Genomic DNA, 11,681 nt, shown 5'->3' with positions numbered 1-11,681 from the left:
GGGAATCGTCAAAAGGGAAGCAGACATGCGATTGAACAATCTTGCCGCCACCGTCCTCCTGATCTCTTTCGGTATAGCCGGCACCTCACAGGCCGCCAGCTTCGATTGCGAGGCGCAGAACCTGAAACCCGACGAAAAGACGATATGCGACGTCAGGGCGCTCAACGATGCCGACGTGAAGATGGTGACGACGTTCGACCTGCTCTCCGGCCTTCTCGCCATGGGCTCGCGCGGCACACTGCAGGATCAGCAGACGGAGTGGTTGAAGAAGCGGCAGTCCTGCAGCGCTGACGTGGGTTGTCTCAAATCTTCCTACGAGGAGCGCCTGAAGCAGCTGAACGAGGCCTACAAGCAGATCAACCGACCGCTGTAAGGATTTGGTTTGCAAAGGCTTGGAGACTTTACCGGAGATATCCCCTCTCCCCGCCTGCGGGGAGAGGGCTAGGGTGAGGGGCGAGCGCGCCTAGGCCAATTCTGCCGTCGCGGCAAATCTCCAAGAGGCCCCTCATCCGTCCTCTCACGGCCGAGCTCCGCTCGACCGTGAGAGTCCACCTTCTCCCCGCTTCGCAGGGCGAAGGGGCTTGGTTATTTGCCGCCCAAATCGCGCACCGCGCCGCGGTCCGCGCTCGTGGCGAAGGCCGCATAGGCCTTGAGCGCCGTGGTCACATTACGCTTGCGCGGCTCGGCCGGATGCCAGCCCTTGGCATTCTGTGCTTCGCGGCGAGCGGCAAGTTCCTTGTCATCGACGCGTAGGCTGATAGTGCGGTTCGGGATGTCGATGTCGATCATGTCGCCTTGGCGGACCAGGCCGATCGTGCCGCCGTTTGCAGCTTCCGGCGAAGCGTGGCCGATCGACAGACCTGAAGTGCCGCCTGAGAAGCGACCGTCGGTGATGAGCGCGCAAGCCTTGCCGAGGCCCTTAGACTTCAGATAGCTCGTCGGATAGAGCATTTCCTGCATGCCGGGGCCGCCCTTCGGGCCTTCATAGCGGATGACGACGACGTCGCCAGCCACAACCTCGTTGCCGAGGATGCCCTTGACGGCAGCGTCCTGGCTTTCGAAAACCTTGGCCGGACCGGAGAACTTCAGGATCGATTCATCGACGCCTGCCGTCTTTACGATGCAACCATCGAGCGCCAGATTGCCCTTGAGGACGGCGAGGCCGCCATCCTTGGAGAAGGGATGCTGGGCATCGCGGATGACGCCATTTTCACGATCGAGATCAAGCTCTTCCCAGCGTGCGCTCTGGCTGAAGGCAACCTGTGTCGGAACACCGCCGGGAGCGGCGCTGAAGAGTTCCAGAGCTGCCTTGTTGTCAGTAACGGCGATATCCCATTGCGCCAGCGCTTCGCCCAGCGTCGGGGCGTGGACGGTCGGCAGATCGGCGTTCAATAGTCCGGCACGGTTCAGCTCACCGAGGATCGCCATAATGCCGCCGGCGCGATGCACGTCTTCCATATGAACGTCGGCCTTGGCAGGCGCCACCTTCGAAAGGCAGGGGACGCGCCGCGACAGGCGATCGATGTCATCCATGGTGAAATCGACTTCGCCCTCATGGGCAGCCGCGAGAATATGCAGCACAGTATTGGTCGAGCCGCCCATGGCGATATCGAGCGCCATGGCATTCTCGAACGCACCCTTGCTGGCGATCGTCCGCGGCAGAGCCGTCACATCGTCCTGTTCGTAATAGCGTCTTGCCAAAGCGACGATCCGGCGGCCAGCCTCCAGGAAGAGTTCCTTGCGGTCCGAGTGAGTGGCAAGCGTCGAGCCGTTGCCCGGCAGCGACAGACCGAGGGCTTCGGTCAGGCAGTTCATCGAATTGGCCGTAAACATGCCCGAGCACGAGCCGCAGGTCGGACAGGCGGAGCGCTCGATGACCTGAACATCTTCATCGCTGATCTTGTCGTCGGCAGCAGCAACCATGGCGTCGACGAGGTCGAGAGCGACCTTCTTGCCATGCAGCACGACCTTGCCGGCCTCCATCGGCCCGCCGGATACGAAGATCGTCGGGATGTTGAGGCGCAGCGAAGCCATCAGCATGCCGGGAGTGATCTTGTCGCAATTCGAAATGCAGACCATGGCGTCGGCGCAATGGGCGTTGACCATGTATTCGACGCTATCGGCGATGAGTTCGCGCGACGGCAGCGAATAGAGCATGCCGTCGTGGCCCATGGCGATGCCGTCGTCGACGGCGATAGTGTTGAATTCCTTGGCAACGCCGCCGGCCGCTTCGATTTCGCGCGCAACGAGCTGGCCGAGATCCTTGAGGTGGACGTGACCGGGCACGAACTGCGTAAAGGAGTTGACCACCGCAATAATGGGCTTGCCGAAATCGCTGTCCTTCATGCCCGTCGCGCGCCAAAGGCCGCGCGCACCGGCCATGTTGCGGCCGTGGGTGGTGGTTCTGGAACGATAAGCTGGCATGGTGTCTTCCTCGTCATCCTGGAATTTGTGCGGCGTCGGCAGGAGCCCAAGGTTTCGGGCCGAAGGGGACGCCGGCAACTCCGCTTTTTGGAATTGTCCTAATCCAATCGTGCAATACTGTCACTATCAACTCGAGCGAATCCGGTACGCCGCCGGGCAAGGGCTGCGTCCTATCAAACAAATCGCTCGACTAGACTTGGGACGGAAACGGCCCGATCACAAGCGCACACAAAAAGTTGCTTTCACTTCCAAAGAAATGCCAGCCTAAGAGTGTAACAAAATCCGTGCCTGCCGCGTATCGCTGATATCGAAGCCGCTACCGCATAGAGGAATTGTTCCATGGCCTCCTACCGTCCGCCGAAAATCACCTCATCCGAGATCACCCCCCGCTCCGTCTACCTGAAGCGCCGCGAGTTCCTGACGGCCGCGGCGGCCGGTATCGGCATGGCAGCGATTGGTGATAAGGCGGCGATGGCTGAAGCGCTGACGGCGACCAAGAGCAATTATACGGTCAATGAGAAACTGACTCCGATCAAGGATGTCACTACCTACAACAACTTCTATGAATTCGGCCTCGACAAGGCCGACCCGGCCAACCTCTCCGGCAAGTTCAAGCCGCGGCCATGGACGATCAAGGTCGACGGCATGGTCAACAAGCCCGGCACGTTCGACATCGATGCGCTGATCAAGGAGTTTCCGCCGGAAGAGCGCGTCTATCGCATGCGCTGCGTCGAAGCCTGGTCGATGGTCATTCCCTGGGACGGCTTCCAGCTTTCGGCTCTGCTCGACAAGGTGGAGCCGCAGGGCAGTGCCAAATACGTGGCTTTCGAGACCGTGGTACGGCCGGAGGAGATGCCGGGCCAATCCGGCCTGCTGCAATCGCTCGACTGGCCCTATGTCGAGGGCTTGCGGCTGGATGAGGCACGCAACCCGCTGACGCTGCTGGCCGTCGGCCTCTATGGCGAAACCCTGCCGAACCAGAATGGCGCGCCGATCCGGCTCGTCGTGCCGTGGAAATACGGTTTCAAAGGCATCAAGTCGATCGTTCGTATTACCCTCACCGACAAGCAGCCGTTGAACACATGGCAGGTGACCAACAGCCAGGAATACGGCTTCTATGCCAACGTCAATCCGGCCGTCGATCATCCGCGCTGGAGCCAGGCGACAGAGCGTCGCATCGGCGAAGGCGGGTTCTTCAGCTCCAACCGCCACCCCACCCTGCCCTTCAACGGCTATGCCGATCAGGTCGCCAGCCTCTATAGCGGCATGGATCTCAGGGTGAATTTCTGATGGCCCTCTCCTTCGCTCTCCCCAAGCGTTGGCAATCCGCCTCCGTCTGGGCGCTCTACATTGTCGGCCTTCTGCCGGCTGCATGGGAATTCTATCTCGGCGCGACGGACCAGCTCGGCGCCGATGCGGTGAAAACCTTCGAGCTTTTTCTTGGATTATGGGCGATCCGTTTCCTGCTGTTGACGCTTGCAGTTACGCCGCTTCGCGACCTCTTCGGCTGGAACTATCTGCGCTATCGCCGCGCGCTCGGCCTGCTCTGTTTCTACTACGCGCTGATGCATCTGACCGTCTACATGGTCCTCGACCAGGCGCTGGACGTACAGGCTGTGATCGACGACGTGCTGAAGCGGCCCTTCATCATGTTCGGCATGGCGGGGCTCGTCATGCTGCTGGCGCTTGCCGTGACCTCGAACAACTTCTCGATCCGGCAACTCGGCAAGACATGGATCTGGCTGCACCGTCTGGTCTATATCATCGCCGCCTGTGGCGCCCTGCACTTCGCCCTGTCGACCAAGGTACTGTCGCTCGAGCAGTTCATCTATATCGGCCTGCTGATCGCGATGATCCTCTACCGGTCTTATCGGCCAATCATGATGGAGAGGCGGCGAGCTGCGCGCAGGCCAGTTGCAGCCTCAAGTTCCAGAGCGGCCTGAAGGCGGCCGCCCTGATCTTTTCAAACCTTCAGGTCAGTCAGCCGCGCTGGCGATTTTCGGCTGCCCCTTCTCCTGCACCTCGACGGTCACCGTGAGGCCGGCGATCAGCTTCGTGCCGTCGGGCACCTTGTCGAGCGCGATGCGCACCGGCACGCGCTGAGCCAACCGCACCCAGCTGAAGGTCGGCGTGATGTTGGCAAGGAGGCTGCCGGAGGTTCGTTCGCGATCCTCGATGCCGTAAGCGATGCTTTCGACGTGGCCGGTCAGCTTTTCGGCCTGGCCCATCAGATGAATGGCAACCTCATCGCCGACATGAATGCGCGGCAGCTTGGTTTCCTCGAAATAGCCCTCGACGCGCAGGGAGTCGGTGTCGATCAGCGCGACCTTAGCGGTGCCGGCGGCGACGTAATCGCCCGGACGCAGGCTGAGGTTCGAAATCGTGCCGTTGACGGTGGCGCGAACCTCAGAGCGATCGAGGTTCAGCTGAGCGAGTTCGCGATTGGCCGTTGCCTGGCGCAGAGAGGCTTCGGCCTGCTCCTCGGCGGTCTGCGCCTGTTCCTTCTTCTGCATGGAGGCAGCGTCGCCAAGGCGTCCCTGCCGGTCGTTCTCGCGGCGAGCCTGTTCGAGAGCGGCCTTGCTGCTTGCAAGTGCCGCATCCGCCTGCTCGAGCGCAATGGCGAAGCGATCGCGATCGACGCGAAAGAGAACTTCGCCCTTCTTGACGGTCTGGTTGTCCTTGACGAGGACGTCGCTGACGAGGCCAGAGACATCAGGTGCAATGCCGACGACATCAGCCCTCAAGCGCGCATCGCGCGTCCAGGGTTCATCCATATAGTGGCCCCACAGCTGACGGCCGACATAGACGGCAGCAACGACGAAGATGAGAGTGACGGCCACACGGCCGATGAGTTTGAACGCGTTCATGTGAAGTACCAACGAGAGACAGAGGAAATGGCGCCGAGCAAAAGGACGTAAAGCGCGAGATCGAAAAGACCGCGATGCCAGACCAGAGTGTAGGCTCCGATCCATGCGAGCAGGCGTCGAAGGATGATGACGGCGAACAGCGTCACGAGCATGAGAACGAGAAGGCGTGGGATGTAGACGCCATAAAGATCGAATTCTGCGGGCATGATATTACTCGGCGGCAATGGGAAGTGGTTGAGTGGTGTCGGATACGGGCGGTCGCCAGCTCGCCGGCGGCTCGGCATGAGGGAAAAGTGCGCGGCGAAGGCCAACGAGAGCATCGAGGCTCGCGCGGCCGGCGTGCCGCTTTTCCTGCGCCACCGCCTGCAGGCTGCGGTCGATCGAGACGCGCAATTCGTCGGACGGGTCGATGGCGCTCTTGGCCTTCAGCCGTGAGCGATAGAAATCCGAAACGCCGATCAGGACTTCGCTTACGGATGCGGCAGCCGCTGATTTCAACTGGCCACGCTCCTTCTGCAGCATCAGAACGTTGAAGCCGAGGCGGACGTCGGCATAGCCGTCGACTTTCTTCAGCTCGCGGTCCTCGATGCTTGCGAGGCGCGGCACGAGCTGGCCCAGGCGATCGAGGATGCGGCCGGACAGGCGCTCATGATCGGCGCGGCGAATACCGGCGGCGGTGTCGGCAAGATCGGTCCAGCCAGCCCGCACCAGCCGCCAGGCGGCAAGTTCGGCGCCGAACGGACGCGTCAGCAGGGTCCAGACCAAGGCGAAACCGACGCCCGCCAGAGCTGCGACCGCACTATTGGCGAAAGCGCCAAAATCAGCGGTATAACGATCCTGCAATGCGATGAAGGTCGCACCGTTCACCGCCAGCAGCATGGCGAGCATATTGGTCTGCGGCCGCGGGATCAGCAGGCCCATGACGAGGAAGGGTGGAGCGAAGGCCAGCACGAGCATCTCGAAGCCGGAGATCGACGGCAATATGCCGAAGATGTAGATGCTAGCGATAACAAGGCTCACTGCGCACCAGACGAACATCGAGGTGATGAATGGCGCCGGCCGATCGAGCGCGGCGAAAAACGAGCAGGCGACGGCGGCCATGGTGACGAAACCGGCGCCATCCTGCCATCCGGAATAGATCCAGAAGAGGCAGGCAACGGCGATGCCGACGACGACCACGCTGGCCGAGAAGGCCAACAGCGCATAGTCATAGTGTCTGATGTGACCCACGACATTGCGGTGACGGAAAGCGGGTCGCCATGTGCCGACCTGCTGCCCACACGCGATCTGGTCGCGCAGCGTCAGGCAATCCTGCCAGAGATCGACGATCTCCTTCAGGCGATCCAGCGCGCTCGACCGGACAAGATCGTCCCAGCCGAGATCAATGTCGTTCTGCTGCAGTTCCTCAATCTTTTTCGACAGGGTATTGGCGGTATCGTCAGCCTTGCCGCGACCGCCCTGCCCGAGCCAATCGGCAACATCGTTCAGGACCGCAACCAGTTCCTGCGGCAAAGGCTTTTCGCCGGCCTTCAGCGCATGCAGACGATCGGCGAGAGACGAGAAGAGCGGCAGCAGCATTAAGAGACGGCCGCGCAGCTCGCGGGAATGCCTGACGATGTCACGGCTACCCGCATCATACTTGAGCTGGCTGATGACGAGATCGAGACCCGTGACATCGGAAGCCAGCTTCTGGCGCTTCAGCGGCGTAGCGGGAGACGCGCCCTCGCCGCGCAGGATTTCATCGGCCCAGGTGCCGGCATCATCCAGCCAGGAACCGATGCGCTGACCGAGGGTCGTGCCGACGCTGCTCGGAAAGACGATGGCGCTGACGATGCTGGCGCTGGCGATACCGATGATGATCTCCTCGGAACGGGAAAGCGCGACATCGAATACCGTTTCAGGCGCGCCGACGGTCGGAAGCGCAATCAACGGCAGCGAATAACCGGCGAGCATGAAGACATAGCTGCGCGAGGTACGATCCAGCATGGAGATGAAAAGCAACGTGCCGGTCCAGAGAGCGACGACGACGGAGAGCAGCTCCGGCGCATTGACGAAGAGCGGCACGAGGATCACCGATGCGGTAGCACCAATCAGCGTGCCGAGCGCACGATAGAGCCCTTTGGAACTGGTCGCGCCGGCAAGTGGGTTGGCGACGACATAAACGGCAGCCATCGCCCAATAAGGGCGCGGCAGATCCAGCGACAGCGCGATGAACAGCGCCAAGATCGCCGCGATGAAGGCCTTGACCGAAAACAGCCAATCGCGCCAGGACGGAATGCTCATTGGACCTTCTCCGACTCCTGTTCTGCGGCGACGGCCTTCCACGTCTCGAATTCTTCGAAGGCCTTCAGAACGCGGACGGCAGCTTCAAGATCAGCCGGATCGACTTTGCCAAGGATATTTCCACGCAATTCGTCGAGGGCGTCTTCCATGCGAGCTGCCAGCACCTCGCCTTCCGGCGTCAGCCATAGGCCCTTGGCACGACGATCCGTCGGATCATCCTTGCGAATGACCAGATCCATGCTTTCGAGCTGATCGAGCAGCCGGACCAGAGACGGGCCTTCGATACCGACATAGTTGGCAAGAGCCACCTGCCGCACACCGCCTCCCAATCGGCCAATCCAAAGCAGCGGCGCAGCCGCGGCCTCCGATATGCCATAGGAACTCAGCGCGAGATCAACGACACGACGCCATTGGCGGCCAGTCGTCAGCAGATTGGCGGTGAAGATGCGTTGCAGGGCGATTAACCGTTTCATAGGAACTTATTAGCACCAAACTAATTAGCATTCAAATTATTATGATGCGAAGCGCCATCTGAAACGGGAAAGGCAGCTATGCGCGAAATGATTGGCGGCAAGCCAAATTTGGCGCGATCACAGGTGCTCTGCGGCCGCGCGCCCGTCGGTGGCAGAGCCTCCCGTCATTCGACGGCGCCGAAATAGGAGCAGATCATCCTGACCAGTTCCTGTTTCAACTCTGGCGAATGCAACGTATCTCTTCGCGCACCGCTGTGGATCACGCCCTCAACGACACCGGATAGAAGCTGTGCGAGGACATCGTCCGATGCGCTCGAAACGTCTCCGCGATTGACCGCGACGAAACGCTTGTAATGGCGCTGATACTCCTCGAGGAACGCTTCATGCGCGGATCTAGATCCCTCCGTTCCCGGGACCTCATCCAGAAGCACCCTGTGCAGTTGTGGGTTCACGCCGTGAGCATCGATCATGCCCTGAACGAGAGTCTCGACATTATATCGTAACGGCATGCCAACGACCGTCGCCCGCCGCAGAACGGCTAGGACATCAGCGAAATGCCTCCGCCTTATGCCTTCGACCAAAGAAAGCTTGTCCGGAAAATACTGATAGAGCGAACCAATGCTGATCCCGGCGACAACAGCAACGGTGTTCGTCGTAAATCCTGCCCATCCACGAGCGGCCAAAACGCGAGCACCCGATTCGATGATCGCCTCCACCGTTGCCCGCGACCGCGCTTGGCTCGGCTCTTTGCGCATCAGCGAACGTGGCTTTCTAATGCGAGTAGACATGCATCCCTCACTTCCGGAAAATATGAACAGATTACTCGCATTTCTCCGGCCAAAGAAAGGGCAAAGGTCCATGAGTGAAATGTCTGTGCTGCGAACGCTTTTCCGTTATCAAGCCTGGGCGAATGAGGATTTGCTCGACGCCATCGACCGCCTCGATCCTGAACAGCATGGCAGGGAGCGTCTCGCCTGCATGCGTCTAATGAATCACTCGCTGATCGTCGCCCGGATATTCGCCGCACATCTTGCTGGGCGCGAGCACGGATACCAAGATGACAATTCACCTGAACCACCCACCCTGCCCGACCTTCTTGCAGCGCTTACGGCATCAGACCAATGGTATCTGCGATATATCGAAACGATCAGCGCGCCACTTCTTTCAGAAGCTCTGCCGTTCACGTTCACTGATGGAGACCGGGGCTGCATGACGCGTGAGGAGATGCTTCTCCATGTCGTCACGCATGGAGGTTACCACAGAGGCGAGATCGGCCGCATCCTGGCGCAGCTTTCCGTGACGCCACCCTGGGACACGCTTGCGGTTCATCTTCACCGCGCCGATCCGTCACGCCGGCTCTCGGCGGCTGCGGAATGACGCGCAGCCGACGTCAAGCAAAGCGTTCCCGCTTCGACAGCGCCCAATCCAGCGCGAGAGCTGCCGCGATACCGATTGCATATGCCAGAATGTTCCAGGGCGAGAATACTCGCCCCAGCAACAAGGCTCCGGCCGTGGTCAATCGAAATGCATCCAACGCGGGCATGTGCCAAAGCCTGGAAAATTCGACAAGCGCGGCGACGATCATCGCCGCTGAGGTGGTCGTGATACGGCGCGCGCCGGGCAAGGCCGTGGCCAGCAGCCAGTAGACCATGGCTCCCCACAATATCGAACCACCATATTTGACGATCTCGAACGGCAAATGAACGGCATATCCGAACCGCCTGAGCACGAGGCCAAAAGCGATGGTCAGCAGGCACGCCAGAAACGGAGATATTCTTCTGCGTATCATGTCCCGCCTCACACCTAGAGCGTCGTGCTTCCTTTCGGAAGCACAAAGACGCTCTATCTCCTTGAATCTACGCATCAAGCTTTCCGAAAATCGATGCCGATTTTCGGGCCGATGTTGTAGTACCACCCTCTACAGATAATCGGCGTATCGCCCCAGCGTGCAATACCGCCTCTCTCACAACAGCGGGAACGAGCGACTGCTTCTACGCTGCAAACAAAAAGGCCGGACGATCGCTCATCCGGCCTTCAATGTTTTACCCGAAGCTCGCCTTAAGCGGCTGCAGCTTCTTCCTCGGCAGCAACGCGAGCCTTGTCGGCTGCGCCCTTGGCAGAGGTATCGCGATCGACGAACTCGACAACTGCGAGAGCGGCATTGTCGCCCTGGCGGAAGCCGGCCTTCATGATACGCAGGTAGCCGCCGTTGCGGGTGGCGTAACGCGTTGCAATCGCGTCGAACAGCTTCGAAACGACAGCTACGTCGCGGATCTGCGAGATGGCCTGACGACGAGCGTGCAGGTCGCCGCGCTTGCCGAGGGTTACCAGCTTCTCGACGATCGGACGAATTTCCTTCGCCTTCGGGAGCGTGGTGACGATCTGCTCATGGGTGATGAGCGAAGCTGCCATGTTGGCGAACATCGCCTTACGGTGGCTAGCGGTTCTATTCAGCTTGCGGCCGGCTTTACCGTGGCGCATTGCTATTCTCCTTCACTTGCAAGCATCCGTAGCCTGCAGTTTGTTGGTTAGTATTGGTCTTCGTAGCGCTTGGCGAGATCTTCGATGTTCTCGGGCGGCCATGCCGGCACTTCCATGCCGAGGTGCAGGCCCATGGAAGCGAGAACTTCCTTGATTTCGTTCAGCGACTTGCGACCAAAATTCGGCGTGCGGAGCATTTCTGCTTCGGTCTTCTGAATGAGGTCGCCGATGTAGACGATGTTGTCGTTCTTCAGGCAGTTTGCCGAACGAACGGACAGTTCGAGCTCGTCCACCTTCTTGAGGAGCGCCGGGTTGAAAGCGAGTTCGGTAACTGCTTCCTCTTCGGTTTCCTTCTGCGGCTCGTCGAAGTTGACGAACACGCCAAGCTGATCCTGAAGGATGCGGGCCGCAAAAGCGACTGCATCTTCACCGCTGATCGAACCGTCGGTTTCGATCGACATGCTCAGCTTGTCGTAGTCGAGAACCTGTCCTTCGCGGGTATTTTCTACCTTGTAGGACACCTTCTTGACCGGCGAATAAAGGCTGTCGACCGGGATGAGACCGATCGGAGCATCTTCCGCACGATTACGCTCGGCCGGGACATAGCCCTTGCCGTTATTGACGGTGAATTCCATGCGGATTTCGGCGCCCTCGTCGAGCGTGCAGATGACATGCTCGGGGTTGAGGATTTCGATATCGCCGACCGTCTGAATGTCGCCAGCCGTTACAACGCCTGGGCCCTGCTTGCGCACGACCATGCGCTTGCTGTCATCGCCGTCCATCTTGATGGCGATTTCCTTGATGTTCAGCACGATGTCCGTCACGTCTTCCCGGACGCCCGGGATAGAGGAGAACTCATGCAGCACGCCGTCTATCTGCACCGCCGTTACAGCGGCACCGCGCAGAGAAGACAGCAGAACGCGGCGCAGCGCGTTGCCGAGGGTAAGACCGAAGCCACGCTCCAGCGGTTCGGCCACGAGCGTTGCCTTGGTGCGGCCGCTCGAGGTGAACTCGACCTTGTTGGGCTTGATCAGTTCCTGCCAGTTTTTCTGAATCATATTTTTGCCTTCCGTTCGTTGTCACCATCCAATCGTGACAACCGAGCTTGAGTAACACCAAGCCAGGCGCATCTACCCCGGCCGGTGTCGTGAGT

13 protein-coding genes are annotated in these 11,681 nt (G+C 60.1%); 4 read left to right on the top strand and 9 right to left on the bottom strand.

The window, feature by feature from the left end; all coding sequences use genetic code 11:
* Positions 1 to 25 precede the first annotated feature (25 nt).
* The gene (locus GGD46_RS04000) at positions 26 to 373 is read left to right on the top strand and encodes a lysozyme inhibitor LprI family protein (RefSeq protein WP_184701973.1); all 348 of its coding nucleotides are present in this window, start codon (positions 26 to 28) and stop codon (positions 371 to 373) included.
* A gap of 212 nt (positions 374 to 585) precedes the next feature.
* Here GGD46_RS04000 and ilvD read toward each other — a convergent pair whose 3' ends face one another.
* A complete protein-coding gene (ilvD, locus tag GGD46_RS03995; protein WP_184701971.1) occupies positions 586 to 2,424 on the bottom strand; it encodes a dihydroxy-acid dehydratase in 1,839 nt (612 codons plus the stop codon).
* Positions 2,425 to 2,763: 339 nt separating this feature from the next.
* On the opposite strand from ilvD, the gene msrP reads away from it, so the two are divergent.
* Both msrP and msrQ read left to right on the top strand, forming a co-directional pair.
* Positions 2,764 to 3,714 (top strand): protein-methionine-sulfoxide reductase catalytic subunit MsrP, encoded by a 951-nt coding sequence (gene msrP, locus GGD46_RS03990; protein ID WP_184701969.1) that lies wholly within the window; start codon positions 2,764 to 2,766, stop codon positions 3,712 to 3,714.
* A complete protein-coding gene (gene msrQ / locus GGD46_RS03985; protein WP_409527659.1) occupies positions 3,714 to 4,367 on the top strand; it encodes a protein-methionine-sulfoxide reductase heme-binding subunit MsrQ in 654 nt (217 codons plus the stop codon). Before msrP ends, msrQ begins: the two co-directional genes overlap by 1 nt.
* Positions 4,368 to 4,400: 33 nt before the next feature.
* Here the strand turns inward: msrQ and GGD46_RS03980 are convergent, their stop codons facing one another.
* The 5 genes from GGD46_RS03980 to GGD46_RS03960 form a co-directional block, all read right to left on the bottom strand.
* Positions 4,401 to 5,291, bottom strand: a complete 891-nt coding sequence (locus GGD46_RS03980; protein WP_184701967.1) for an HlyD family secretion protein — start codon at positions 5,289 to 5,291, stop codon at positions 4,401 to 4,403.
* Positions 5,288 to 5,497, bottom strand: coding sequence for a DUF1656 domain-containing protein (locus tag GGD46_RS03975; protein WP_028753951.1), 210 nt, complete (start codon positions 5,495 to 5,497; stop codon positions 5,288 to 5,290). Before GGD46_RS03975 ends, GGD46_RS03980 begins: the two co-directional genes overlap by 4 nt.
* Positions 5,498 to 5,501: 4 nt before the next feature.
* Positions 5,502 to 7,574: an FUSC family protein gene (locus GGD46_RS03970; RefSeq protein WP_184701965.1), complete on the bottom strand. Its 2,073-nt coding sequence runs from the start codon at positions 7,572 to 7,574 to the stop codon at positions 5,502 to 5,504.
* Positions 7,571 to 8,047, bottom strand: coding sequence for a MarR family winged helix-turn-helix transcriptional regulator (locus tag GGD46_RS03965; RefSeq protein WP_184701963.1), 477 nt, complete (start codon positions 8,045 to 8,047; stop codon positions 7,571 to 7,573). The genes GGD46_RS03970 and GGD46_RS03965 overlap by 4 nt, the downstream gene beginning before the upstream one ends.
* 164 nt (positions 8,048 to 8,211) lie before the next feature.
* Complete coding sequence (locus GGD46_RS03960) at positions 8,212 to 8,835, bottom strand: TetR/AcrR family transcriptional regulator (RefSeq protein ID WP_184701962.1); 624 nt, start codon at positions 8,833 to 8,835, stop codon at positions 8,212 to 8,214.
* Positions 8,836 to 8,905: 70 nt separating this feature from the next.
* Between GGD46_RS03960 and GGD46_RS03955 the strand changes: the two genes are divergently transcribed.
* Positions 8,906 to 9,424 (top strand): DinB family protein, encoded by a 519-nt coding sequence (locus tag GGD46_RS03955; protein ID WP_184701960.1) that lies wholly within the window; start codon positions 8,906 to 8,908, stop codon positions 9,422 to 9,424.
* 13 nt (positions 9,425 to 9,437) lie between these two features.
* On the opposite strand, the gene GGD46_RS03950 is transcribed toward GGD46_RS03955, so the two are convergent.
* The 3 genes from GGD46_RS03950 to GGD46_RS03940 all read right to left on the bottom strand — a co-directional run bounded on the left by GGD46_RS03950 (position 9,438) and on the right by GGD46_RS03940 (position 11,586).
* Entirely contained in the window at positions 9,438 to 9,836 is a 399-nt protein-coding gene (locus GGD46_RS03950) for a DUF2809 domain-containing protein (protein ID WP_184701958.1), read from the bottom strand.
* A 269-nt stretch (positions 9,837 to 10,105) separates the two neighbouring features.
* Complete coding sequence (gene rplQ, locus GGD46_RS03945; RefSeq protein WP_184701956.1) at positions 10,106 to 10,528, bottom strand: 50S ribosomal protein L17; 423 nt, start codon at positions 10,526 to 10,528, stop codon at positions 10,106 to 10,108.
* Between the two features lie 47 nt (positions 10,529 to 10,575).
* Positions 10,576 to 11,586 (bottom strand): DNA-directed RNA polymerase subunit alpha, encoded by a 1,011-nt coding sequence (locus GGD46_RS03940; protein ID WP_037152076.1) that lies wholly within the window; start codon positions 11,584 to 11,586, stop codon positions 10,576 to 10,578.
* Between the last annotated feature and the right edge of the window lie 95 nt (positions 11,587 to 11,681).

Origin of the sequence: Martinezella lusitana, from assembly GCF_014207095.1 — a bacterium.
Taxonomy (GTDB): domain Bacteria; phylum Pseudomonadota; class Alphaproteobacteria; order Rhizobiales; family Rhizobiaceae; genus Rhizobium; species Rhizobium lusitanum_B.
Note: the sequence above shows the minus strand (reverse complement) of the source record. Positions and strands in the feature narration are given on the sequence as shown.

Excerpts from the sequence above, each read along its gene's own strand:
- GGD46_RS03980 (WP_184701967.1), bottom strand. The coding sequence starts at position 5,291 with ATGAACGCGTTCAAACTCATCGGCCGTGTGGCCGTCACTCTCATCTTC.
- GGD46_RS03960 (WP_184701962.1), bottom strand. The coding sequence starts at position 8,835 with ATGTCTACTCGCATTAGAAAGCCACGTTCGCTGATGCGCAAAGAGCCG.
- rplQ (WP_184701956.1), bottom strand. The coding sequence starts at position 10,528 with ATGCGCCACGGTAAAGCCGGCCGCAAGCTGAATAGAACCGCTAGCCAC.
- GGD46_RS03970 (WP_184701965.1), bottom strand. The coding sequence starts at position 7,574 with ATGAGCATTCCGTCCTGGCGCGATTGGCTGTTTTCGGTCAAGGCCTTC.
- GGD46_RS04000 (WP_184701973.1), top strand. The coding sequence starts at position 26 with ATGCGATTGAACAATCTTGCCGCCACCGTCCTCCTGATCTCTTTCGGT.
- GGD46_RS03965 (WP_184701963.1), bottom strand. The coding sequence starts at position 8,047 with ATGAAACGGTTAATCGCCCTGCAACGCATCTTCACCGCCAATCTGCTG.
- GGD46_RS03950 (WP_184701958.1), bottom strand. The coding sequence starts at position 9,836 with ATGATACGCAGAAGAATATCTCCGTTTCTGGCGTGCCTGCTGACCATC.
- GGD46_RS03975 (WP_028753951.1), bottom strand. The coding sequence starts at position 5,497 with ATGCCCGCAGAATTCGATCTTTATGGCGTCTACATCCCACGCCTTCTC.
- GGD46_RS03940 (WP_037152076.1), bottom strand. The coding sequence starts at position 11,586 with ATGATTCAGAAAAACTGGCAGGAACTGATCAAGCCCAACAAGGTCGAG.
- GGD46_RS03955 (WP_184701960.1), top strand. The coding sequence starts at position 8,906 with ATGAGTGAAATGTCTGTGCTGCGAACGCTTTTCCGTTATCAAGCCTGG.
- msrP (WP_184701969.1), top strand. The coding sequence starts at position 2,764 with ATGGCCTCCTACCGTCCGCCGAAAATCACCTCATCCGAGATCACCCCC.
- msrQ (WP_409527659.1), top strand. The coding sequence starts at position 3,714 with ATGGCCCTCTCCTTCGCTCTCCCCAAGCGTTGGCAATCCGCCTCCGTC.
- ilvD (WP_184701971.1), bottom strand. The coding sequence starts at position 2,424 with ATGCCAGCTTATCGTTCCAGAACCACCACCCACGGCCGCAACATGGCC.